Genomic DNA, 23412 nt, shown 5'->3' with positions numbered 1-23412 from the left:
AAAAAAAATCATGAAAAAAAATATAATTAAATTTTTAGCAATAGCTTTCCTGTTTAGTATAACAGGATGTACATCAGATTTCGATGAAGTTAATACGAACCCTAATTCGCTTACCACCGATCAGTTAGATGCAACTATGGCAGGACCAGCATTTGCAAATGCATTATATAAAGGCACAGGTAATGCTTCTTGGAGTCTTCCAGGAGATGATTACGGTACTTACGGTTTAGCTACGGCTTTACACTCTATGGTATTTGTACATTATATGACGTATCCAAATGCTCCTACAGAGGCTAATGGAATTAATGATGGATGGAGAAGTAGAGGTTGGTTAAGATTTTATACATTAGCCGTACCATCTTTATTAAATACTTATAAAGCTACAGAAGGAAATGCAGAAGCTACAGCTATTTTAGATATCTGGAAAGTCTACATGTTTCATAGGTTTACCGATCACTGGGGACCTGTACCTTATAAACAAGCGGGTATTGGAGGCGCATCAGTAGCTTATGATTCTCAAGAATCAATGTATGAGGATTTTTTCAATCTTTTAGAAGCAGCGAACACGACTTTATCTTCTGCTTCAGAATCTACTGTAGGGGTATTTAAAGATTATGATGCTGTATATAGTGGAGATGTTGAAAAATGGAGAAAATTTGGAAATTCGCTAAGGTTACGTTTAGCTTTAAGAATATCTGATGTGAATCCTTCTGAAGCACAATCTCAAGCTGAGGATGCTGTTACCGCAGGAGTAATAACTTCAAATGCAGATAATGCCTATTTTCATACCACACCTGATACATATAACAATTTTGTTGATATTGCTAAGTACTGGGGGCTTAAAATGCCTGCTGATATGGAAAGTATTTTAAAAGGATACGATGATCCTAGAATGAGTATATGGTTTGATCCTGTATCAGATGCTACGTCTGCGTATGTTGGTGAATATATTGGATGGCCAGCTGGGTATGGTTCAATAACAAGTGAGATTAGTAAAAATCTAAGCACAACGAATCAAACAACAACTTTTGCTGATGCAGAAACAAAGGATATAGAGTTAATGATGGCTGCTGAATCTAATTTTAACCGTGCAGAAGGTGCCTTGAAAACGTGGAACATGTCTGGAACTGCTAAAAGCCTTTATGAAGAGGGAATAAGTTTGTCTATGGAGCAGTGGGGAGTTACAGATGTCGCTAAAATAAGTACTTACATCTCTGGAAATACAACAGGTATTGTACCAGCTTATGGAGGCTCTTTATACGTAGATAATACGCCTCCTGTTGATGTGCCTGTTTCATGGGCTAGTACAGAAAGTGAGCAACTAAAACAAATAGCTGTACAAAAGTATTTAGGCCTTTTTCCTGAATCTTGGGAAGCTTGGGCTGACTTAAGAAGAACAGATGCTGATATTCTTTACCCAATATTAAATACAGAAGATGTAACTATTGGATATGGAGTAATGAAACGTGTAACTTATTTACCTAATGAGTACAGTACTAATGAAGCTGCGGTTTTAGACGGAGTAACTGCGTTAAAAGGACCTGATAAAGGAAACACGCCACTTTGGTGGGATGTGAATTAAGTATAGATGAACTCTTTATTTAAAGAGTAAAAGTATACTAAAAAGATTATTTTAATTTTTAAGAAAAGAGGGGTTTTATTTAAAGCCTCTCTTTTTGTTTTTTTAGTAATGTAAATTTATTTCATAATGCATCGTTGGTCTTCATTCAAATGCTATCTGTCGAAATAATTTACGATCTCTTCATGTTTTCTTTTCTTTTATTGTAAATAAAGATTGGAAAGAAGTTTAGTTGTTTTCAATAATGTTTAGTTAGTTATGTTTGAAGAAGAACTGAGTTTCAGTTCTTCTTTTTTTAATTTAACTACAGAAAGTAAAGAACGAGTAATCATAAGTATGGATTGTAAAAATGAAATAACATATGCAAAACCCTATTATAAATTGGTTAGGATAGTATGGATAGAAACTATCGATACATATTTTAAGTTTATTAATTGGGTTGCAGGAGAATTTGATTTATTCCTTCAAGATGATTCTGATGGATTAAAAATATACTATCCTAGTGGGCGGCTTAATATTAAAAGCATTGATAACAAACTTCAAATTACTATAATGAGTAAATCTAAATTAGTATGTGAGAAGATAAATATTCAATTACATTCAATTTATAATCAAATAGACCAAAATTTATAGAATACACTCAAACAATTAATTGATTTAATATGACTACTGCTGACCAATCATTATCACCAACAAAAAACAACACATTAATTCCTATTTTAATCATAGCAGGGCTATTTTTTATTTTCGGATTTGTAACTTGGATCAATGGTGCCTTAATTCCATTTATGAAAACTATAAGTGAATTAACATCCGCACAATCACTTTTAGTGGCCTCAGCATCCTATATTTCATTTGTAGTAATGGCATTACCAGCATCTTATATTTTAGAAAAAATTGGGTATAGAAAAGGCATGTCCTTAGGCTTATTTATCATGGGCTTAGGTGCTTTAGTTTTTATACCTGCTGCAGAAGCAAGAACCTATTGGATGTTTCTAGGTGGTATTTTTATTCAAGGTGCAGGAATGACATTGCTTCAAACAGCATCAAATCCTTATATAACTATTTTAGGTCCTATTGAAAGTGCTGCTAAACGTATCTCTATTATGGGTATTGCAAATAAGGTAGCAGGAGCCTTAGGTTCTCTTATTTTTGGAGCCCTTTTGTTATCAGGAATTGATGAAATTAATGAGAAATTAAAAACTGTTTCAGCTGCTGAGAAAGCTCAATTGTTGGATACAATGGCAGACAGCGTTGTTACACCTTATATTGTTATGGCAATTGTTCTATTTGTATTAGGTGTTTTAATTAGAAAAGCACCGTTACCACATGTTGAAGCTGAACCTATTGAAGAATTGAAAGATGGAACTACAAATAAAACTAGTATTTTTCAATTTCCGCATTTATGGCTAGGCGTACTAACATTATTCATGTATGTTGGTGTTGAAGTAATAGCCGGAGATACAATTATAGCTTATGGAATTTCATTGGGAATTCCTGCAACTGATGCCAAGTTTTTTACAACCTTTACATTAATGGCCATGGTTGCCACCTATGCATTGGGAGCTGTTTTAATACCAAAATATATTAGCCAAACGACGGCTTTAAAAGCAAGTGCTATTATCGGTATTGTATTATCTTTTTGTATTGTGTTTACAACAGGGTTTACGTCTGTTTTATTTGTAGCCGCCTTAGGGATAGCGAATGCTTTGGTTTGGCCAGCTGTATGGCCATTAACATTAAAAGGCTTAGGTAAGTTTACTAAAACAGCTTCAGCATTGTTAATTATGGCTATTTCAGGAGGAGCAATAATACCGCCCTTATATGGCAAGCTAGTTGATGGAAATAAAGTAGCTTATTTAGCGGATGGAATGAGCGAGGCCATGGCAACTGCTACTGCTTCAACTAAAGGTTATTGGGTTTTGTTGCCCTGTTACTTGATTATCTTATATTACGCTATTTCTGGACATAAGTTGGGGTTGAAAAAAGATATATGAAAATCAATTAGGTCTTAAGTAACAGAAAGAAATCGCCGTTTCTAATTTTCAATCTGCATTTCTACAGGTCGTTCTTCGTATTTTAATAATGCTATAACTTCTTCTTTTTCGTTGATTAGTAATTTTTTTTCACCTATTTCAACAATAAAATTTCTATTGTAACCTGGTGAAGCACTATAGTATTTGTTTTGTATAACTACATTTCCTTTTTTATCAATTAATCCCCATAAATCAGATGTATAATGGCCCCCTGATGAGAAGTTTCTTTTCCCATAGGGCGCATATCCTTTATGAAAAGGCATCATCACACCTACAAAATTAAAATCAATAACTGTTTCGCCTTTTGTGTTAATGAATCCCCATTTTCCATTTTTTAAAACAGGAGCTAATCCTTCACTAAATTCATCAGCTTCATCATAAATAAGAGGTATTACGATTTTCCCTTTATCATTAACAAAACCAAATTTTTTATCTTTTTGTATAATCATTAAACCTTCATGAAAATTTTGGTAATCTCTTCTGTATTCCGTAGGCAATAAGATGTTTCCGTATTTGTCAGTAAGTCCTTTTTTATCGTCTTTTGTTAGATAAACCAAATTGTCTTCTGATGTATAAATATAGTCATATTCTGGATTCAAAAGGATCTTACATCTTATATCCATAAGTCCCATCTTAGAATTTTTATTTTCTGTAAAAGATAATGAAATGCCATTTTTAAAATTGCCAAGATACTCATAACGGAACGGAATTATTGTATTACCTTCAGTATCTATAAGGCCATGTTTACCATCGCTTATTGCTACAGCATAACCATTTTCAATCTTTTCAATTCTTTCAAATTTATTGGGAATTAATACTTTACCATTTTTATCCATTAATCCTACTAATCCGTCTTTTTTAAATGTTATTATATTAATTTTTAAATTATCAGAATAAATATATTCTAACTGTGGAGTAATTTTATAATTACCCTTTTTATCTATAAGTCCATATTTCCCATCTATTTCAATTATAGCTACTCCGTTAAACATTTTATCTGCATAATCAAATTTGTAAGGAATGATTACTTTGCCTTTGTTATTTATAAATCCAAATTTTCCATGTTTTTTTACAGGAAATAATCCTTCAGAAAAATTGCCAATATAATTAAAAGTCTCATTCGTAATTGGTTTTCCTGCTTGATTTAAAATTTGAAGTTTTTCGTCACTGCCAGAGATATAATATTTAAATTTATTTTTTTGAGAAAATAATGAATTGCATAATAAAGATATTGTAAGAAATATAATTGGGGTAATATTTTTTTTCATTTTCATGAGAATTTTTACTATGTCTGCTAATGTGGTTGTGTATGATTCGTTGCGAGGTTAAGCACGAAAGTTAGCAATTAAAAACTGAATAGTCCGCTAGGACTTTTTTAAATAGGATAAAAGCAAGTAATTAATTTTAAGGCATGGTATTTATAACCGTTTTTAATTGTATTTTTTTAATAATTTATCGTTCAATTTTCCGTCGGGATATAAATCAATAAGTGTAGTTACAAGCTCCTTTGTTTGTTCATTGTAGTTTAAATGCAAAAGATTATTTGCTAAATAATAATATTTTGATGTTTGTGGAAGTTCTTTTAAAGCAAAGTCAAATTTTTCTTTATCAAACTCTTTATAAGTAATCAATTTGTTCTTTAGTTTACTAAGCTTAAAATTTAAGTATAATTCAAGATACTCGTTATATTCTTGACTTATAAGAGTAGCATAATCAATGTTTTCTTTTTTAAATTCAATAACATTATTTATTTTTTCAGGGATTTTATTTCTAAATATTTTAGAAGTTTCCTCTTTATGGTCTAATAGTAAATATCTAAGAAATTCCTTTTTACCTCCAAATTCGATTTCTGATTTTGTATAGTTATACAAAAAGGGGCTTATATATTGCTGCTCTTTATCTAATTTGGTTAATAATTCATTCAATTTATTATTTAAATTTCTAATTGCATTATCTATGTTTTTTATATCCTTTAATGTTGCATCAAATCTAGGGTCTAATACTTCATCAAATCCATTATCTAATTCAAATGTAGTTTGATAATATTCTGAGTTATATTTATTCGGATTTAAGAATTTAACAAGTGTTTTGCCATAGCGTGTCGTTTTAGTCAATTCAACTTCTGTTTCCGTTCCTGGTTCTATTAGGTATGTAGTTATGGGGTAATCATAGAATCTTTGACAATAGCCCCTGAAGTACTTATCAGTTAAGTTTTCAAATAATACATCTTTTCTTAAATCAAGAAACTTTCGTTCTGGTGTTAGAAAAAGAACGAAGGGTTTATCAACGTTTTCTTTATTTAATTCAAAGTTCTTATCCGGTGTTAGTATTTGAAAACCTTCTACAGTAGAATATGGAGAATGGAATGTGAAGGTAGCAAAGTATACGGTGTCTGTAGGCCAATTATGAACCCTATCTTTAATGGTAGTCTTCTTTGTATTCAATTCTTTCTTAAAAGATGTCTTTGTAGTTTGTTGATCACAGCCTAGGGTAAAAAACAACAATATTGAAATGCTTTCAAAAGAGATTTTTTTTAATTGAAAGAAATTTGATAGGATGAATTTTGTCATAATGAGAAATAATTAATAAGCGAGCATAATAGAAATTTTTTAGTTAAAGGACTCTAAATTTTTATTTTTTGAAAGGTATAGAATCGCCATAGAAAAGAATGGAGAGACCTATTAGTGAGAATGGAATGGCTCCACTAAATATCCCTGTCGCTATCTTTACTTGGAAAAGCAAAAAAACGATTAGAAGAATAAAACCTGTTCCAAATTTAATAAGCCTCATAAGGCTTGTAGAATTACGTGTTAATGATACAATAAAATATGGGAGTAAAATGCACAGAAAAAAAGCACCTATTCTACTATAAGTATTTGCATTGTTATAGACTGTCAAGTATATGATAAAAGATGCTATTGTTACATTTAAAAAAATTAAAAATATAACATTTATCAATTTTTGAATTAGGTTACCAGAATCATCTTCTTCTACTTCTGATTTTAAGTCATTTTGATCTATTTGTAAAGCTTCACAAATTAAATTTATAGTAGTATCTCTTGGTTCATTTATTTCGTTTTCAAGTCTTTGTATCGTTCTTAAATTGACTTTGGCCAATATCGCCAATTCCTCTTGGGAAATACCTTTTTGCTTACGAACCTCATAAACCATCTTTCCGGTTAATTTCATAATTTTTAATTATATACAGTGTAAAAATATGAAAAATCAATACGTGGCTCTATGACATTCCCTTGACTTTTTGAAACATTACTACGACATTAGTATGCGTATGTTTGTCATAAAGGTTGCCAACAACTGAATATAGATAATTGTGTATACATTATGTATGCGTTTTATTTTATAGCTATTACGGCACTTGATGGTCCAGTCAGTGGCATTACAGATGTTTGTGTAAAACCACATTCCTTTGCCCAACCATTAAAGTCTGCAGCTGAAAAGTCGAACCCTTCAGGGGTTTCTATATTCATATTTAATGACATCATGAGACCGAAAGCATTTTCATTTCTATTATCATCAATAATATTTTCAATAACAACCAATGCTCCACCTTGGGGTAAGGCATCATATGCTTTTTTGATGAGGATTTTCTTTTCTTTTGTTCCCCAATCATGTAGCACATTTCCCATGGTAATAACATCAGCTTTAGGAAGGTCTTCGGTTAAAAAATCACCTGATTGGGCAAATACCCGATCACTTAACCCCATCATATTAATATTTTCTCTGACAATAGATTCCACTGGTGGTAGGTCAAATGTAATACAGCGCATGTGTTGATTATTTATGGCTACTTGTGCGGCAAGATGTCCGCCTGCACCGCCTGCATCACAAAGTGTATGGTAATTGGTAAAGTCAAACACTTTGGAAAACATCATGAAATTGCCCATTTGGATACCGCCCATGGCAGTTAAAAATTCTTTTAATCTTAACGGATCCGCATATATCGCTTCAAAAATGGAAGCGTCTCCCATCTTGGTTTCATTTTGAGTTTTTCCTGTTTTTAAACATTCTTCTAGGTTATTCCAAAAAGGATATAAACGATTATTTGCCATTTCAAGCATTCCTCCAATGTAGCTTGGTTTGTTCTTGTCGAGAAATAGATTTGCATCCTCGGCATTACTATAAACAGCGGTTTCTTTTATCCCCGTTCTTTTCAAAAAGCCTAAAGCGACCAAGGTATCTAAAAAATCATAAAGACCGCGGTTGTGTAGTCCTAATTTTTCTTTAATAGATTGCCCTGTTAAATCTGCTTTTGCCAGATGTGTAAACAACCCCATGTTTACTGCCGTCAGCATTGTTTTAGATGCGAAAAACCCCATGCCAATTTGCATTATTTTGGAAGGGTTTACTTGTACTTTTGTTATTGTTTCCATGATCGTATTGTTTTAAATGAATATCAAAGAACCTTCATTTAAAACATAAAATCATTGACCTACATCAAGATTTTTATAAAGTTTCGGACTTTCTTAAACGGCTGAGTGCTTCTGGGGTGATTTGGAGAAATGAAGCAATTTGTTTTTGTGAAACCCTTTGTTGGATTTTTGGATATTTTTCAAGCAATACTTTATAGCGGGTTCGGGCAGATTCAGATAATTCGGAAAGTTTTAACACTGAAGCCATCGTAGCTTTTGAACGTAATTTATACGTATATTCTCTAAAGCATTGAGATTTGTTTAATAAATCTAAATGGTTCTTCGCTGTAATTGTTAGTAGCGTAGTGTTTTCTAGAAATTGTGTATTAATGAGCGAAGGCGTTTGGTTTACAAAACTACAGACATCACCGATCCACCAATTTTCAAAATTAAACCCGGTATTCACTTCTTTTCCTTCGGTAGAAAGCATGTAATTTCTAGAGCAACCTTCAATGACAAAACCAGCAAGTTTACAAATGTATCCTTGCTTTAAGAAATGTTCTTTTTTCTCAAAAAGCTTTGGTGTAAAATAGGCTCAAGAATAAAACTTGGGGACAATTATATATATTTTTTTAAATTTACAATCAAAAGAGCTTTTGCATTTAAATTTAGCCCAATATTTACTACCCGAAGGAATCTTAGAATATTTTGATGTAGTTTCCAGTAAATCTGAATCTGATAAAATTCACTTTTACTTAGAAGAAAAAAATATCCTACCTGTCGAATACGAACAGCTCCCTGCTAAATCTAAGGGATTCATACCTGAAATTACTGTAGAAGATTTCCCTTTGCGAGGGAAAACGGTTTTACTTCATATCAAACGGCGTCGTTGGACACTTTTAGAGAGTCATCAGATCATAAAAAGGGATTGGAATTTAGTAGCGCAGGGAACTCGAATGACCTCAGAGTTTGCTGCTTTTTTAAAAGATATCTCTAGATACTAACGCGGTAAGTGCCAGTAGATTTGGGGAGTATTACAAAACCAATGGTAAGCGTCTTCAGTTTATTTACAAAAACCATCTTAGCGATTTTAATGAGTGGAAACAGAAAACCCATGCAAGCGAATGGTTGTTTTTTGGAAAAAACTTAGGCAAATATTTAAGTTTAGATGAAACCTCTCTTTCAAACGGAGAACTCTATACCATCTTAACCAATAAAGATGCTCATGGTAAAAAAGGAGCTATTGTAGCCTTAGTTAAAGGAACCAAGGCAGAAGATGTGATAAAAGTAATCAAAATGATAGACGGCTCAAGACGTAATATGGTTAAAGAGGTTACAGTGGACATGGCTGCAAACATGAACTTAATCATCAAAAAGTGTTTCCCTAAAGCAGAAATTGTAACCGATAGGTTCCATGTGCAAAAGTTAGCCACGGAAGCTGTTCAAGAAGAACGTATTCGATTGCGTTGGGAGGTTCTTGAACAAGAAAACAGGCTTATCGGGAAGTCAAAAAAGAAAGACATGGTTTACTCGCCAGAAATACTTAGCAATGGGGATACCAAAAGACAGCTTTTGGCTAGGAGTAGATATTTATTGTTTAAACACAAAACCAAATGGACTCCATCACAAATTACAAGGGCTGAACTATTATTCAAACGGTATCCATCAATAGAAAAATGCTATAACTTAGCACAACAACTTAGCAACATTTACCAAACCAATACCAATAAAGATGTTGCAAGATTAAAACTGGCACATTGGTATGAAAATGTTCAGAAATCTGGATTTAAATCATTTAATACAATATCTAAATCATTACAAATACACCATAATTCTATCTTGAACTATTTTAATAATAGAAGCACTAATGCTTCGGCGGAATCATTCAACGCCAAAATAAAAGAGTTTAGATCGCAATTCAGAGGCGTAAGAGATGTGAAATTTTTCCTGTTCAGACTAACTAAGGATCATGCGCAAAAGTTGTGTGTGAATTGAAAGTAGAATGATATTTTTGCATAAAAAAGAACCTTGGATCCCTACTTAGATTTACTAAAGTTAATATTACCAGAATTATTAGTCAACCATTTTGATATTGCTAAACATGAAATAAAAGATGGAGTCGTCCATCTTTATTTTGAAGAGAAGATAGCTACTCCTAAAGAAGAAAAACATCGAGTTTTAATAGCTCATGGCTTTCATAAAGCGATCACTATTCAGGATTTTCCTTTAAGAGGCAAAACAGTTTACCTTCATATTAAACGCCGTCGTTGGTTAGACAAGAAGACCAAAGAAATTGTTCAAAGAGATTGGGATTTAGTAGCACAGGGAACTCGTATGACCGTAGAGTTCGCTGCTTTTTTAAAACTACTTAATAACTACCAAGGCTAACGACTGTCATACTATTGGTGGTTTCTATGGTGTTAATGGTAAAAAACTACAAAGACAGTACCGAGATTATCTAAGTGAGTTTAAAGACTGGAAAGATAAGCCTCATGCTAAAGAGTGGTTAATTTTTCCTGAGAATATAGGCAGGTGTTTATCGATTGATGAAACAGCGCTTTCTAAAGGAGAGCTCTACACCATCATTACTAACAAAAGTGCTAAAGGAAAGAAAGGGGCTATTGTTGCCATACTAGCAGGTACTAAGGTGGAACCAATTATCAAGCAGCTCCTTAAAATCCCCAAGTCTCTTAGGGATAAAGTAAAAGAGATTACTTTGGATATGGCACATTCCATGAAAATCATTGCAAAGAAATGTTTTCCTAAAGCCATACAGGTCACGGATCGTTTCCATGTAACCTAACTAAATTATACGCATAAATAACTTAGTCCCCAAAAAATGAGCTTGATCCGTAAAATATTCTCCTATAAGTTGCTTCTCAATGCTGGTGCCTGGTACATTTTGTCGGATATGATCAATTAGCTTATCGTACATTAGTTGTTACTCTACGGTATTTTATATTTCGACTAACGTCAAATTTAGTTTTTGAAAATCAGGATGTTAAAAAATCGAGATCTTCTGGTTTAATGTCAAATTTATTGATTTGTTTTTTAATTCCCTTATTATTTGAGACCAATTGAAGGGAGTAAAAATTAAAAAGCCTGAAAATAGTGAGTTTTCAGGCTTTTTAAATAATTTCAGAAGTGTTCTAGTGACCTGGCTGGGATTCGAACCCAGGACCCTTTCATTAAAAGTGAAATGCTCTACCAGCTGAGCTACCAAGTCTTGTATTTTGTTTCTCTGTAACGAGGGTGCAAATATAAAATCTATTTTCAATAAAACAAGACTTTTTTAAAAGAATTTTTCGTTTTTTTGCAGTAGTAAAACGTATGTTTTTAATAATCAATTTATAGCGTAAAAATGATTGTGATTTTAATTGGATATATGGCTTCTGGAAAGTCGACTTTAGGTAGGATTTTGGCAAAAAAATTAAATTATGAGTTTTTAGATTTGGATGATTTTATTGAAAAAAAGGAAAATTCGGCAATAAAAGATATTTTTAAATCAAAAGGAGAAATTCATTTTAGAAAGTTAGAAACGCATTATTTAAAAGAATTACTGGATTCTAAAAATAATTTGGTGCTGTCTTTAGGAGGTGGTACACCGTGTTATAGTAATAATATGAATACCATTTTAAATGCGAAGAATGCAAAAAGTATTTATTTAAAAGCATCTATACCTACTTTAATTGCTAGATTGAAAAATGAAAAAAGCAAACGGCCATTAATTGCACATATTGAAACAGACGATTTGTTAACAGAGTTTATAGGAAAACATCTTTTTGAACGTTCTCAATTTTATAGTTTGGCAAATGTAACAATAACAACCAATAACAAAGTAGAAAGTGATATAGTAGAAGAATTAGTGTTGGAGCTATTCTAAAGAAACTTCAAATTTTTTACCATCTAACACAACATTAACGTGCTCGTGTAAAGAGGTTGAAAGTGAAATGCCTTTAAAATCGGCTTTAACAGGATACTTTTTATGGTTTCTGTTTACTAAAACGGCCGTTTTAAATTGTTTTAACGGCACATTTAAAAAATGTTTTACACCATATATTAATGTGGTGCCAGAATTTAAAACATCATCAACCAATATTAACGATTTGTTTTCATAATCTTCTGGTTGGATAGACGTTTTTATGGGCAAATGAGGATTTTTTTTATCAATACTCACTTTGCATAGAATAGGGTTGATGTCTGATATTTTTTGAAGGACGGTTTTTAATTTTTTCGCAAAAATGTAGCCGTTACTATCTATACCAGCTAAAATGACCTCTTTTTCATTGACATTACTTTCATAAATTTGAAACGCAATACGTCTTATTTTATGGTTAATCTCATCGTGGTTTAATATCACATTGTTTGTAACGTTCATAGCGGTTGCATTATTTTAAAATATAAAATTACTCATTTTACCTGTTTCAATTCGATTTTTTCAAAGGAAGTTTAACCAATAATTATTCTTCTGAATCCTCATCCTTTAAAGGTGATTCATCTGTAAAACCATCAATGTCTCTTCTGTCTTTTTTAGTAGGTCTACCAACACCTTTTTTTCTATAATAATCTTTCGAGTATTTTAAAAGTTCTTGCGCATCAAACTGTTCTTTAGGCGTGGTATCTGTTCTATATAGATCAACTAGTTTGGCGCCAACTCTACTTTCAGGAATATCATTAACCGTAAGGCGATAATTTATTTGGTCTTTTCTCAATTCAATAATATCCAAAGGATATACTTCTCTGCTGGGTTTTACAATCTCTTTGTTTACACGAACATGCCCTTTTTTACAAGCCGTTGTTGCAATTGTTCTTGTTTTGTAATATCTAACACACCATAAATACTTATCTATACGCATATAATTATTGTGAAAACTACGTTAATGTTGTTATGCAAAATTATATTTAAATTGTATCTTGCGGCTCAAAAATAAGGATTATTGAAACATTCTTAAAGCTATATTAAATCTTTAATGTAGAGGTTTATAAAGATTGTTTTAGTTTATCTGTAAAAAACAAAATAAACGCATGAATTTAAGAAAAGTTACCTTATATCTAGTATGTTTAATCATTGGAGTGGTATCTTGTAAAAAAGATGATAACCCAGATCCGGTTGTTGTTGAAATAAGAGATAGGGCAGAGCAACAGCTTTCAGATATGGATTCTATACATAAGTATTTAGATTCTCATTACTATAATTCTGAAGAAATAGCTAATTTAGGTACAGCTGCTAGTCTTTCAGATATAGTTATAACAAAATTAGTAGCAGGTGAAACAGAAGCGCCTGTTGGTCATACAAAGTTAAGAGTTGCTGTTGGAGAACCAAAAACCACTAATTATGCAGGTATTATTTATGAATATTATGTGCTTAAATTAAATCAAGGTGGGGGCAGTGAAACACCTAAGTTTTGTGATAGAATTCTTTATCATTATGAAGGTTTTACTTTAGATGATGTTGTTTTTGATTATTCTGTAAATCCAGCTGATAGTAATTTAATAGGAAATGGTGTAAATGATGCTGGGTTAATTGCTGGCTGGAGAAAAGTGATACCTGCATTCAATACAGCTGAAAGTTTTGTTGAAAATGGAGATGGTACAGTTACTTATTTAAATAAAGGCTTAGGAGTGATGTTTTTACCTTCAGGTTTAGCTTATTTTTCTAGTGCCACAGGTTCTATTTCGGCATATTCACCTATAATTTTTAAATTTGAATTGTTACAGACATCAGAAAACGATCATGATGGTGACGGAGTCCCATCTTATCTTGAAGATTTAAACAATGATGGTGAATTTTATGTGAATTATGAAGATTTAACAGATACAACAGATGACGATACCAATGGGAACGGTTATGCTAATTATATAGATGCAGATGATGATGGAGACGGTATTTCAACCATTAATGAAGATATTAATAATGATGGAGATCCAACTAATGATGATTCCAATGGAAATGGGATTCCTAATTATTTAGATAAAACCGATAAAATTAAAAAGGCACTTATTAAGTAAGAAATGTTATTTAAACAAAAAAAACTCGCTAAATGCGAGTTTTTTTTTAAAATCTAGGTTATATTTTATAGTAATAAAGATAAACTTAAAATTAACTGGTCGGGTCTCGTATCTATTCTACTCGTTCCAATGCCGTTATTATTTAAAAAAGTAGCTTCATTTTCACTAAAACCACGTTCGTACCTTAAATCTATTCCCAATTTATTAAAATTAAGACCAATTCCAAAATTCAACCCAACCGAGAATTCATCCTCAACGTCATTTACAGAAATACCGTCAAATTCAGTATCTAAAATATATTGCAGTGATGGACCTCCAAAAACACTAAGTGGTCCTAATACTTTTACACCCACTAATAAAGGAGCATCTAATTTCTGCATTTTAAAACTATCATCATCATAATCACTTTTCGTACTGGTGTAAACAAGTTCGGGTTTAAAATAAATTTGGTTGCCTATTTTTCCAAATAGTCCAATATGGTAGCCCACATTTCTATCTGGGTTTTGTGCATTATCACCAATAGATTCAAAATATTTACCATTACCATTATAATTTAATCCTCCTTTTAAACCAAACCCAGTACCAGATTGTGCGTAAGTGTATGATACTGTCGATATTAAAAATAATGCCAGTAAAACTGTTTTTTTACTAGCTCTCAATTTGTTTTTTAAATGTCTCATAATTTTCGTTTTTTAATTTGACTTGAGTTTTTTCTTATTATTTTTTCCAAAATTATACAATACCAAAACTTTATATGTTATAGAATTCTTCTAGTTTTTTATATAATACAAATGAATTTAGTATGTATTATTAGATAGAAATTATATAATAATTGAAATTTAGATATTCACATGTAATCAAAAACGCTGCCAAATGGAAATTATTTTCTTTTCATTACAATCAATTTCATTTTTCAGTTAATTATCTTTGCCAACCAAAATGCTATTTATATTATTTATAGCCCCATTATAAAAGCGATAAAATCACTAGATGAAGTTTGAATTAAAAGCGAAAGACACCCAAAGTAAAGCAAGAGCAGGCACAATAACGACCGATCATGGAGTCATTGAAACACCTATTTTTATGCCAGTTGGTACTGTAGGAACCGTAAAAGGGGTACATCAACGTGAGTTAAAAGACGATATTAATCCAGATATTATTCTAGGCAATACCTATCATTTATATTTACGCCCACAAACACATATTATTGAAAAAGCGGGCGGACTTCATAAATTCATGAATTGGGATCGAAATATTTTAACCGATTCTGGTGGCTACCAAGTGTATTCGCTTTCTGCTAATAGAAAAATTAAAGAAGAAGGCGTTAAGTTTAAATCGCATATAGATGGTAGCTACCATACATTTACACCCGAGAATGTGATGGAAATTCAGCGTTCTATAGGTGCCGATATCATTATGGCGTTCGATGAATGTACGCCATACCCATGCGATTATAACTATGCAAAACGCTCTATGCACATGACGCATCGTTGGTTAGATAGATGCATCAATCATTTAGAAAAAACACCTTTAAAATACGATTACAACCAAGCATTTTTTCCTATTGTTCAGGGAAGTACCTATAAAGATTTAAGGAAACAATCTGCCGAATATATTGCCAATGCAGGTGCTGTTGGTAATGCTATTGGCGGACTTTCTGTAGGCGAACCTGCAGAAGAAATGTATGCTATGACTGAAGTAGTTACCGCAATTTTACCTGAAGATAAACCTCGTTACTTAATGGGGGTTGGTACGCCTATCAATATTTTGGAAAATATAGCGTTAGGTATTGATATGTTCGATTGTGTGATGCCCACAAGAAATGCTAGAAATGGTATGTTATTTACAGCTTATGGCAGCATAAATATTAAAAATAAAAAATGGGAAGCCGATTTTTCACCAGTTGATGAAATGGGAATCACCTTTGTAGATACCGAGTATACGAAAGCATATTTAAGGCATTTGTTTACGGTAAATGAATTGTTAGGAAAACAAATTGCGACCATTCATAATCTGGGATTTTATTTGTGGTTGGTTCGAGAAGCAAGAAAACATATATTAGCAGGAGATTTTAGAATTTGGAAAGACCAAATGGTAAAACAAATGGATAATAGATTATAAAAAGTTTAAAGTTATTTCAAACTAATAACGAACACTAAACACCAATCAAACAATATAAAAGACTCCTCTCCTTTGGAGAGGCTGGGAGAGGATGAAAATACTAGACTGGTACATATTAAAACGCTATTTATTCACATTTTTAATGATGTTGTTACTGTTTATACCTATTGGTATAACAGTACATCTCGCCGAAAAAATTGGGAAAATTTTGGAAAATGAAGTGCCAATGGGTGAGGTGCTAATTTATTTATACAATTTCACTATCTATTTTGCGCATTTATTATTCCCATTATTTTTATTTCTGTCAGTTATTTGGTTTACATCAAAACTAGCTAATAATACAGAAATTATAGCTTTTTTAAGTTCAGGTGTGTCTTTTTCAAGATTTTTAAGACCTTATATGTTTGGAGCAACAATAGTGGCCATACTATCAATTGTTCTAGGCCTTTACTTAGCACCCAAGGCCAGTGAAGGCTTTAACGATTTTTCATATAAGTATTTGAAAAAAGGTAAAACAGCTTTTGAAGATACAGACCAGAACGTTTTTAGGCAAATTAATGATAATGATATTATTTATGTAAGTAGTTTTGACGTGGCAAATAAAAACGGAAGCAATTTTACTTTAGAACATTTTGAAAAAAATAAATTAGAGTATAAAATTACAGCAAATAATATTAGATATATTGAAGAAGACACCATATATAGATTATCCAATTATACTAAACGTTATATAGGAGCAAATGAAGATGAATTAGAAATTGTTGCCTCTAAAGACACTCTTTTTGCTTTTGATGTTGACGATTTAATACCCGTAATTTATGCTGCGGAAACTAAAATGTATGGCGATTTAAAACAGTTTATAGAGAAGGAAGAAGCTCGAGGATCTTCAAATGTGGGACGTTTTAAATTAGTATTATATCGAAAATGGAGTTTACCAGTTTCTGTGTTTATTTTAACTATTATAGCAGTAGCAGTGTCATCAATAAAACGGCGTGGCGGTATGGGCGTTAATTTAGCTGTAGGTATTTGTATTGCGATGATTTTCGTGTTTTTCGATAAAATCTTTGGTGTTATGGCAGAACAATCCGATTTTTCCCCACTCATAGCGGTTTGGTTTCCTAATGTCATTTTTGGTATTCTAGCCATTTTCCTTTTACGCAATGCTAAACGTTAAGCTAAAAAATCACTTACACCTTCACTTTTTAGTTTTTATTGCTGGCTTTACGGCAATTTTGGGTGAATTAATAACTATTGCAGCCATTCCCTTAGTTTGGTTTAGAATGGTAATGGCATCTATTTTAATTTTTGCATACATAAAAATAGCCAAAGTAGATGTGAAAATCAGTTTTAAAGCCATTATTAAATTATCTTTTGCTGGTATTATTATTGCTTTGCATTGGATTACTTTTTTTGGTGCTATCGATGCATCAAACATATCCATAACACTTGCTATGTTTTCTTGTGGTGCTTTTTTTGCATCCTTAATAGAGCCCATAATTTATAAACGGCGTATTATTTGGTACGAAATTTTATTTGGAATTATTGTAATAATAGGTGTTTTTATAATTACCAAAAGCGAAATAAAGTACTTAAATGGTATTGTTTTAGGAATTTCATCAGCATTTTTGTCATCGTTTTTTGCAGTTCTTAATGGCCGCTTTTTAAAGCATCATACAGCTACAGTCATTTCATTTTACGAATTTCTAAGTGGTGTTTTATTCGTATCGATTTATATTTTGATTTTTGGAGGCGGGTTCTCAACAGAGTTTTTTAATCTAAATAATTCAGATTATGGTTACTTATTTATATTAGCCTCTATTTGTACCGCTTATGCTTTTATTGCTGTAGTACATGTAATGAAAGTTGTGAGTCCATATACCGTGGTTCTTAGTTATAATATGGAACCTATTTATGGTGTTTTTATGGCAGTTATTTTATTTCCTGAAAAAGAACATATGAGTACATCTTTTTATTATGGAGCTATAGTAATAATTACAACGGTTTTATTAAATGCTATTTTAAAAAATATCAGATTGTTGAAAAAGAAATTATTTTTAACTTCATAACAAAATTAAAGTTTTTATAGTTTCTTTGAGAATGCTTACTTTTGTAAAGAAGTTAAAATGAACCAACATTTTTAGATTTTTCTTAATTTAAAATGAAAAAATATGTAGGTTTGTACACTAACTTAAGATTAATAGCCTAAACAAAATTCTTATGGAATATTTAGAATTTGAACTCCCTATAAAAGAACTTGAAGACCAATTACAAAAGTGTAGAGTCATTGGTGAAGAGAGTGAAGTAGATGTTACAGAAACATGTTCAAACATTGAAAAAAAATTAGCAATTACCCAAAAAGATATTTATAAAAACCTTTCACCTTGGCAGCGAGTACAACTATCTCGTCACCCTGACAGGCCTTACGTTTTAGATTACATTCGCGCCATTTGTGGCGAATCTTTCTTAGAAATGCATGGAGACAGAAGTTTTAAAGATGATAAAGCGATGATTGGTGGTTTAGGTAAAATTGGCAACCAAAGCTTTATGTTTATAGGCCAGCAAAAAGGTTATAATACTAAAACTCGTCAATATAGAAACTTTGGTATGGCAAACCCAGAAGGGTATAGAAAAGCCTTACGTCTAATGAAGTCTGCCGAAAAATTTGGAATTCCTGTAGTCACACTTATAGATACACCAGGTGCATTCCCAGGATTGGAAGCCGAGGAACGCGGACAAGGAGAAGCCATTGCTAGAAATATTTTAGAGATGACCCGTTTGAAAGTGCCAATTATTACTATTATTGTTGGAGAAGGTGCTTCAGGGGGCGCTTTAGGTATTGGTGTTGGCGATGTGGTTTTGATGCTTGAAAATACATGGTATTCTGTTATTTCTCCAGAATCATGTTCGTCTATTTTATGGCGTAGTTGGGAATTTAAAGAACAAGCTGCCGAAGCTTTAAAACTAACTGCTATTGATATGAAAAAGCAAAAGCTGGTGGACGAAATTATAAAAGAACCCTTAGGTGGTGCACATAGAGACAGAAACAAAACATTTTCTGCCGTTAGTACTGCCATTGTAAAATCGTATAAAGAACTTAAAAACTTATCACCAAAAGATTTAGTGGCAAATCGTATGGATAAATATTTACAAATGGGTGTCTTTAAGGATTAACTCATTTAAAACCATTATAAAGTGAAATCTGAAGATAAACGCTTCAGATTTTTTTTGTCTTATTGACAATATTTTTAAGTTATTAACAGTTAAATTGTTAACGACTAGTGAACAATCAGAACACGTTTTTTTATTAAAAACACGTTCTTTTTAGTTACTTTCGCAGTTATGAAACAGCCCGACCAAATAAGAGGATTTAAAGTTGATAAAAGTACATTGATTAGCCTTGAGAAAGGTAAAATACCACCTCAAGCACTTGATTTAGAAGAGGTTGTTCTTGGGGCTATGATGATTGACAAAAAGGGGGTTGATGAAGTTATTGATATTTTAAGTTCAGATGCTTTTTATAAAGAAGCACATCAACACATATTTGACGCCATATTCCAGTTGTTTGAAAATAGCGAACCAATTGACTTATTAACAGTTTCTACCCAATTAAAGAAAAATTCCAAGTTAGAACTTGCAGGAGGCGATTTTTATCTCATATCTTTAACACAAAAGGTATCATCTTCGGCACATATTGAGTTTCATGCCCGTATCATTCTACAAAAATTTATTCAACGTAGTTTAATTAAAATTTCAAATGAAATTATTGAAGATTCTTATGATGAAACCAAAGATGTTTTCGACTTATTAGACACCGCCGAATCAAAATTATACGAAGTTACCCAAGGAAACATTAAAAAATCGAGTGAAACAGCTCAAGATTTAGTAATTCAAGCGAAAAAGAAAATTGAAGAAATTTCTAACAAAGAAGGATTAAGTGGTATTCCAACAGGATTTAATAAATTAGATAAATTAACTTCGGGTTGGCAACCCTCCGATTTAATTATTATTGCTGCACGTCCTGGTATGGGGAAAACAGCTTTAACACTATCTATGGCAAGAAATATTGCGGTAGATCAAAATATTCCTGTAGCATTTTTTTCGCTAGAGATGGCTTCTGTACAATTAATAACCCGTTTAATTTCAAGTGAAACAGGGCTGTCTTCTGAAAAATTAAGAACAGGAAAATTAGAAAAACACGAGTGGGAGCAATTGAACGTCAAGGTAAAAGGTCTCGAAAAAGCACCTCTGTTTATTGACGATACACCATCGCTTTCTATTTTTGATTTAAGAGCCAAAGCGCGCCGATTATCTTCCCAACATGGAGTTAAACTAATCATGATTGATTATTTGCAATTAATGACGGGAGGTAACAACCATGGTGGAAATCGTGAACAAGAAATTTCGATGATTTCCAGAAATCTAAAAGCATTGGCCAAAGAATTAAATGTACCCGTTATTGCCCTGTCGCAATTATCACGTGCCGTTGAAACACGTGGAGGTAGTAAACGTCCATTACTTTCAGATTTACGTGAATCTGGTGCCATTGAGCAAGATGCCGATATTGTAAGTTTTATTTATAGACCCGAATATTATAAAATTGATGAATGGGATGATGAAGAGCGCTCACCAACGGAAGGTCAAGGAGAGTTTATTGTAGCAAAGCACCGTAATGGCGGTTTAGAAAACATACGTTTGAAATTTATTGGGCATTTAGGTAAGTTCGATAATTTAGACGATTTCGATTCCCCTTTTGAATTTCATTCTAAAATGAATGCTACTGCAAATGATGATACTTTTAAATCGGATAACTTTAAAGCGAGCCCAGACCAAGCTTTTGGAAGTTCGTTTAACGATGATGATGATAACGATGTTCCGTTTTAAAACGAATCTTCTGTTAAACTCATTTAAGAAAGAATAAAATTTAAGTATCTTTCAACGTAGATAGGCGAGTTCTGTCATTTCGATGAAGTAACGCTTGAGAATTAACATTAAGTTTAGCCCCAATTTTGAAAAAAATATTTATCACATTATTTTTTATAGGTATTGGTTTAAAAACCTATGCATCTTACATTCTCATTCCCATGGACGTGGAAAGCCAAAAAAATCACTTAAAAGCATACGGTTTAACTTATTGGATACTTAATAAAGAACAAAAAGTAAAATGGTTACTTAATTTTCGTGGCGGGTCTTTTCTATTACCCGACACACAAGAAATTCAGCGTGAATGTCAAATAAGAGGCATATCATATGAAGTCCTTTCAGATTCAAAAACAGAAAGCATTTTAGAAGAAATAAATAGCCCAAGCCAAAATATGGAAGCGGTTATTTTAGAAAAAGCACCTAAAATTGCGGTTTATACTCCAAAGGGAAAATTGCCTTGGGATGATGCCGTAACCATGGTTTTACAATATGCTGAAATACCTTATGAAACCGTATATGATGAAGAAGTACTTAACGATGGACTTTTAGCATTCGATTGGTTGCACTTACATCATGAAGATTTTACTGGTCAATATGGGAAATTTTATGGTGCTTACAAAGCAGCATCGTGGTATATTGAAGAAAAAAAGGATGCAGAAGCTTTAGCTACAAAATTAGGCTACACTAAAGTATCACAAGAGAAGCTTGATGTTGCTTTAAAAATTAGAGATTATGTTATTGGTGGTGGTTTTATATTTGCTATGTGCAGTGCTACTGATAGTTTTGATATTGCTTTATCAGCGGAAAGTATCGATATTTGTGAACCCATGTTTGATGGGGATGGAAGTGATTCTGGGTATCAAAATAAAATTGATTATAACAAAACATTTGCTTTTACAAACTTTACTTTAGAACGAAATCCAAATGTTTACGAGTTTTCTTCTATTGATATGACACAAAAAAGGATGATATCTAAGACCTCAGACTATTTCTCTTTAATGGAATTTTCAGCAAAATGGGATCCCATTCCAACCATGTTATGTCAAAACCATACCGCATTGGTGAAAGGTTTTATGGGGCAAACAACAGCCTTTAATAGAGATGAAATAAAATCGAGTGTGTTGGTGATGGGAGAAACAAAATCTAATGGGGAGGCAAAATACATTCATGGTATTAAAGGAAAAGGTTTTTTTACTTTTTATGGGGGTCACGATCCCGAAGATTATCAACATAGGGTAGGAGATCCAAAAACTGAATTGGATTTACACCCTAATTCTCCTGGATATAGATTGATTTTAAATAACGTATTGTTTCCAGCAGCAAGAAAAAAGAAGCAAAAAACTTAAAAGGAAATTTTATATTTTTACTAGATTCTTTGTGAAATTATATATAAATCCGTCTGCACCAGTACCTTCCGAAGTACAGTTTTTATCAATAATAAATTGATTTTCAGTTGGGAATGTAATTTCTCCAAATTCATTAGTATCTATTATTATAAATGTTTTGTCTGCTATTTTAGTAGTTGAAAATTCATAGTTTCCATGATCTAAGCCATCCTCTTTGTTGACATCCTCATTCTTGTTATCAACACTTATCATTCCTGTCGTGTTATAAAAAGTCCAAATGATAGTTCCCATGCTGAAAGTTTGATTGATACCAGAAATGCCACCACTAACATTTGTTAAATGCCATTCTACTTTATAAGCAGTACTATCTTCGCTGTTCTTGTCTATAGAACAACTAACAATCATTAAGTAAAATACAGCTATTAAAACATTTCTTTTCATAATACGAAATTGTTGGATTTTATTTGTAGATGAAAAATAATAAAAAAGGTTGCTAAAAATATAAAGAAATAATTCAGTTTATTTATTAATAAGCTTTAATTTTAATATCAAATTATAATTGATAAGCATATATGACGTTTTTTCAAAAGGAAATAAAACTGAAATCATACTCAAGAGGTTTTCATCTAATAACAGATACCATAGTAGATGCACTTCCTGAAATGAGGCAAATAAAGTCAGGGCAATTGCAGGTTTTTATTAAGCATACATCGGCAAGTTTAACCATAAATGAAAATGCCGATTTTACTGTAAGAACAGATTTTGAAAGTCATTTTAATAAAATGGTTCCTGAGAATGCGCCGTATTATAAACATACCTACGAAGGTTCTGATGATATGCCTGCCCATATTAAAGCTTCATTATTGGGTACCTCCATACAAATACCCATAACCAATGGAAAACTGAATTTAGGAATATGGCAAGGTATTTACCTTTGTGAGCATAGAAACCAAGCTGGGGCTCGAGCTATTGTTATAACAGCCTTTGGGGTATAAAAATAAAAAAATCCGATTCAATTAAGAATCGGATTT

Annotated in this window: 25 protein-coding genes and 1 tRNA gene; 16 read left to right on the top strand and 10 right to left on the bottom strand. The window is 32.1% G+C overall.

Features of this window, described 5'->3' with window-relative positions:
• Nucleotides 1–10: 10 nt before the first annotated feature.
• The 3 genes from QLS71_RS01280 to QLS71_RS01270 all read left to right on the top strand — a co-directional run bounded on the left by QLS71_RS01280 (nt 11) and on the right by QLS71_RS01270 (nt 3576).
• The gene (locus tag QLS71_RS01280; RefSeq protein ID WP_308991345.1) at nt 11–1582 is read left to right on the top strand and encodes a SusD/RagB family nutrient-binding outer membrane lipoprotein; all 1572 of its coding nucleotides are present in this window, start codon (nt 11–13) and stop codon (nt 1580–1582) included.
• 333 nt (nt 1583–1915) lie between these two features.
• Entirely contained in the window at nt 1916–2212 is a 297-nt protein-coding gene (locus QLS71_RS01275) for a hypothetical protein (protein WP_308991346.1), read from the top strand.
• A gap of 29 nt (nt 2213–2241) precedes the next feature.
• Nucleotides 2242–3576 carry a sugar MFS transporter gene (locus tag QLS71_RS01270; protein WP_308991347.1) on the top strand — a complete coding sequence of 445 codons (1335 nt, stop codon included), beginning with the start codon at nt 2242–2244 and terminating at the stop codon, nt 3574–3576.
• Between the two features lie 41 nt (nt 3577–3617).
• On the opposite strand, the gene QLS71_RS01265 is transcribed toward QLS71_RS01270, so the two are convergent.
• The 5 genes from QLS71_RS01265 to QLS71_RS01245 form a co-directional block, all read right to left on the bottom strand.
• On the bottom strand, nt 3618–4883 hold the full coding sequence (locus QLS71_RS01265; protein ID WP_308991348.1) for a WG repeat-containing protein: 1266 nt from the start codon (nt 4881–4883) through the stop codon (nt 3618–3620).
• Between the two features lie 162 nt (nt 4884–5045).
• Entirely contained in the window at nt 5046–6185 is a 1140-nt protein-coding gene (locus QLS71_RS01260; RefSeq protein ID WP_308991349.1) for a hypothetical protein, read from the bottom strand.
• 61 nt (nt 6186–6246) lie between these two features.
• Nucleotides 6247–6804: a helix-turn-helix transcriptional regulator gene (locus QLS71_RS01255; protein WP_308991350.1), complete on the bottom strand. Its 558-nt coding sequence runs from the start codon at nt 6802–6804 to the stop codon at nt 6247–6249.
• A 164-nt stretch (nt 6805–6968) separates the two neighbouring features.
• Nucleotides 6969–7964 (bottom strand): methyltransferase, encoded by a 996-nt coding sequence (locus tag QLS71_RS01250; protein ID WP_348636622.1) that lies wholly within the window; start codon nt 7962–7964, stop codon nt 6969–6971.
• 115 nt (nt 7965–8079) lie between these two features.
• A complete protein-coding gene (locus tag QLS71_RS01245; RefSeq protein ID WP_308991352.1) occupies nt 8080–8475 on the bottom strand; it encodes a hypothetical protein in 396 nt (131 codons plus the stop codon).
• A gap of 166 nt (nt 8476–8641) precedes the next feature.
• Between QLS71_RS01245 and QLS71_RS01240 the strand changes: the two genes are divergently transcribed.
• The 4 genes from QLS71_RS01240 (at nt 8642) to QLS71_RS01225 (ending at nt 10788) form a co-directional block, all read left to right on the top strand.
• A complete protein-coding gene (locus tag QLS71_RS01240) occupies nt 8642–8989 on the top strand; it encodes a transposase (RefSeq protein ID WP_348636621.1) in 348 nt (115 codons plus the stop codon).
• A gap of 61 nt (nt 8990–9050) precedes the next feature.
• Nucleotides 9051–9980, top strand: a complete 930-nt coding sequence (locus tag QLS71_RS01235; RefSeq protein WP_348636620.1) for a transposase — start codon at nt 9051–9053, stop codon at nt 9978–9980.
• Between the two features lie 33 nt (nt 9981–10013).
• A complete protein-coding gene (locus QLS71_RS01230) occupies nt 10014–10373 on the top strand; it encodes a transposase (RefSeq protein WP_308993943.1) in 360 nt (119 codons plus the stop codon).
• Nucleotides 10357–10788, top strand: a complete 432-nt coding sequence (locus tag QLS71_RS01225) for a transposase (protein WP_308993946.1) — start codon at nt 10357–10359, stop codon at nt 10786–10788. Before QLS71_RS01230 ends, QLS71_RS01225 begins: the two co-directional genes overlap by 17 nt.
• A gap of 350 nt (nt 10789–11138) precedes the next feature.
• Here QLS71_RS01225 and QLS71_RS01220 read toward each other — a convergent pair.
• Nucleotides 11139–11211, bottom strand: a tRNA-Lys gene (locus QLS71_RS01220).
• 135 nt (nt 11212–11346) lie between these two features.
• On the opposite strand from QLS71_RS01220, the gene QLS71_RS01215 reads away from it, so the two are divergent.
• Nucleotides 11347–11868: a shikimate kinase gene (locus QLS71_RS01215; protein ID WP_308993942.1), complete on the top strand. Its 522-nt coding sequence runs from the start codon at nt 11347–11349 to the stop codon at nt 11866–11868.
• Here the strand turns inward: QLS71_RS01215 and QLS71_RS01210 are convergent.
• Both QLS71_RS01210 and QLS71_RS01205 read right to left on the bottom strand, forming a co-directional pair.
• A complete protein-coding gene (locus tag QLS71_RS01210) occupies nt 11860–12363 on the bottom strand; it encodes a phosphoribosyltransferase family protein (RefSeq protein WP_308993941.1) in 504 nt (167 codons plus the stop codon). The genes QLS71_RS01215 and QLS71_RS01210 overlap by 9 nt on opposite strands.
• Before the next feature lie 82 nt (nt 12364–12445).
• Complete coding sequence (locus tag QLS71_RS01205; RefSeq protein ID WP_308993940.1) at nt 12446–12841, bottom strand: RNA-binding S4 domain-containing protein; 396 nt, start codon at nt 12839–12841, stop codon at nt 12446–12448.
• Between the two features lie 169 nt (nt 12842–13010).
• Between QLS71_RS01205 and QLS71_RS01200 the strand changes: the two genes are divergently transcribed.
• A complete protein-coding gene (locus tag QLS71_RS01200; protein ID WP_308993939.1) occupies nt 13011–13994 on the top strand; it encodes a hypothetical protein in 984 nt (327 codons plus the stop codon).
• A gap of 65 nt (nt 13995–14059) precedes the next feature.
• Here QLS71_RS01200 and QLS71_RS01195 read toward each other — a convergent pair whose 3' ends face one another.
• The gene (locus QLS71_RS01195) at nt 14060–14674 is read right to left on the bottom strand and encodes an outer membrane beta-barrel protein (RefSeq protein ID WP_308993938.1); all 615 of its coding nucleotides are present in this window, start codon (nt 14672–14674) and stop codon (nt 14060–14062) included.
• A 310-nt stretch (nt 14675–14984) separates the two neighbouring features.
• On the opposite strand from QLS71_RS01195, the gene tgt reads away from it, so the two are divergent.
• The 6 genes from tgt (at nt 14985) to QLS71_RS01165 (ending at nt 22381) form a co-directional block, all read left to right on the top strand.
• Nucleotides 14985–16115 (top strand): tRNA guanosine(34) transglycosylase Tgt, encoded by a 1131-nt coding sequence (tgt, locus tag QLS71_RS01190; RefSeq protein WP_308993937.1) that lies wholly within the window; start codon nt 14985–14987, stop codon nt 16113–16115.
• A gap of 91 nt (nt 16116–16206) precedes the next feature.
• Nucleotides 16207–17289, top strand: coding sequence for an LptF/LptG family permease (locus tag QLS71_RS01185; protein ID WP_308993936.1), 1083 nt, complete (start codon nt 16207–16209; stop codon nt 17287–17289).
• Nucleotides 17276–18181, top strand: coding sequence for a DMT family transporter (locus tag QLS71_RS01180; protein WP_308993935.1), 906 nt, complete (start codon nt 17276–17278; stop codon nt 18179–18181). Before QLS71_RS01185 ends, QLS71_RS01180 begins: the two co-directional genes overlap by 14 nt.
• A 151-nt stretch (nt 18182–18332) precedes the next feature.
• Nucleotides 18333–19286: an acetyl-CoA carboxylase carboxyltransferase subunit alpha gene (locus QLS71_RS01175; protein WP_308993934.1), complete on the top strand. Its 954-nt coding sequence runs from the start codon at nt 18333–18335 to the stop codon at nt 19284–19286.
• Between the two features lie 168 nt (nt 19287–19454).
• On the top strand, nt 19455–20996 hold the full coding sequence (gene dnaB / locus QLS71_RS01170) for a replicative DNA helicase (protein ID WP_308993933.1): 1542 nt from the start codon (nt 19455–19457) through the stop codon (nt 20994–20996).
• A gap of 200 nt (nt 20997–21196) precedes the next feature.
• Nucleotides 21197–22381, top strand: a complete 1185-nt coding sequence (locus QLS71_RS01165; protein ID WP_308993945.1) for an asparagine synthetase B — start codon at nt 21197–21199, stop codon at nt 22379–22381.
• Between the two features lie 9 nt (nt 22382–22390).
• On the opposite strand, the gene QLS71_RS01160 is transcribed toward QLS71_RS01165, so the two are convergent.
• The gene (locus tag QLS71_RS01160) at nt 22391–22822 is read right to left on the bottom strand and encodes a hypothetical protein (protein WP_308993932.1); all 432 of its coding nucleotides are present in this window, start codon (nt 22820–22822) and stop codon (nt 22391–22393) included.
• 131 nt (nt 22823–22953) lie between these two features.
• On the opposite strand from QLS71_RS01160, the gene QLS71_RS01155 reads away from it, so the two are divergent.
• Complete coding sequence (locus QLS71_RS01155) at nt 22954–23376, top strand: secondary thiamine-phosphate synthase enzyme YjbQ (protein WP_308993931.1); 423 nt, start codon at nt 22954–22956, stop codon at nt 23374–23376.
• Nucleotides 23377–23412 lie beyond the last annotated feature (36 nt).

Origin of the sequence: Mariniflexile litorale (assembly GCF_031128465.2) — a bacterium.
Lineage (GTDB): Bacteria > Bacteroidota > Bacteroidia > Flavobacteriales > Flavobacteriaceae > Mariniflexile > Mariniflexile litorale.
This window is presented reverse-complemented; position numbering and strand designations above follow the sequence as displayed.

Coding starts and splice junctions, on each gene's coding strand:
- QLS71_RS01155 (WP_308993931.1), top strand. CDS start 22,954: ATGACGTTTTTTCAAAAGGAAATAAAACTGAAATCATACTCAAGAGGT.
- QLS71_RS01275 (WP_308991346.1), top strand. CDS start 1,916: ATGGATTGTAAAAATGAAATAACATATGCAAAACCCTATTATAAATTG.
- QLS71_RS01245 (WP_308991352.1), bottom strand. CDS start 8,475: ATGCTTTCTACCGAAGGAAAAGAAGTGAATACCGGGTTTAATTTTGAA.
- QLS71_RS01250 (WP_348636622.1), bottom strand. CDS start 7,964: ATGCAAATTGGCATGGGGTTTTTCGCATCTAAAACAATGCTGACGGCA.
- QLS71_RS01200 (WP_308993939.1), top strand. CDS start 13,011: ATGAATTTAAGAAAAGTTACCTTATATCTAGTATGTTTAATCATTGGA.
- QLS71_RS01255 (WP_308991350.1), bottom strand. CDS start 6,804: ATGAAATTAACCGGAAAGATGGTTTATGAGGTTCGTAAGCAAAAAGGT.
- QLS71_RS01180 (WP_308993935.1), top strand. CDS start 17,276: ATGCTAAACGTTAAGCTAAAAAATCACTTACACCTTCACTTTTTAGTT.
- tgt (WP_308993937.1), top strand. CDS start 14,985: ATGAAGTTTGAATTAAAAGCGAAAGACACCCAAAGTAAAGCAAGAGCA.
- QLS71_RS01265 (WP_308991348.1), bottom strand. CDS start 4,883: ATGAAAAAAAATATTACCCCAATTATATTTCTTACAATATCTTTATTA.
- QLS71_RS01195 (WP_308993938.1), bottom strand. CDS start 14,674: ATGAGACATTTAAAAAACAAATTGAGAGCTAGTAAAAAAACAGTTTTA.
- QLS71_RS01160 (WP_308993932.1), bottom strand. CDS start 22,822: ATGAAAAGAAATGTTTTAATAGCTGTATTTTACTTAATGATTGTTAGT.
- QLS71_RS01260 (WP_308991349.1), bottom strand. CDS start 6,185: ATGACAAAATTCATCCTATCAAATTTCTTTCAATTAAAAAAAATCTCT.
- QLS71_RS01210 (WP_308993941.1), bottom strand. CDS start 12,363: ATGAACGTTACAAACAATGTGATATTAAACCACGATGAGATTAACCAT.
- QLS71_RS01205 (WP_308993940.1), bottom strand. CDS start 12,841: ATGCGTATAGATAAGTATTTATGGTGTGTTAGATATTACAAAACAAGA.
- QLS71_RS01270 (WP_308991347.1), top strand. CDS start 2,242: ATGACTACTGCTGACCAATCATTATCACCAACAAAAAACAACACATTA.
- dnaB (WP_308993933.1), top strand. CDS start 19,455: ATGAAACAGCCCGACCAAATAAGAGGATTTAAAGTTGATAAAAGTACA.
- QLS71_RS01215 (WP_308993942.1), top strand. CDS start 11,347: ATGATTGTGATTTTAATTGGATATATGGCTTCTGGAAAGTCGACTTTA.
- QLS71_RS01185 (WP_308993936.1), top strand. CDS start 16,207: ATGAAAATACTAGACTGGTACATATTAAAACGCTATTTATTCACATTT.
- QLS71_RS01280 (WP_308991345.1), top strand. CDS start 11: ATGAAAAAAAATATAATTAAATTTTTAGCAATAGCTTTCCTGTTTAGT.
- QLS71_RS01165 (WP_308993945.1), top strand. CDS start 21,197: ATGGACGTGGAAAGCCAAAAAAATCACTTAAAAGCATACGGTTTAACT.
- QLS71_RS01175 (WP_308993934.1), top strand. CDS start 18,333: ATGGAATATTTAGAATTTGAACTCCCTATAAAAGAACTTGAAGACCAA.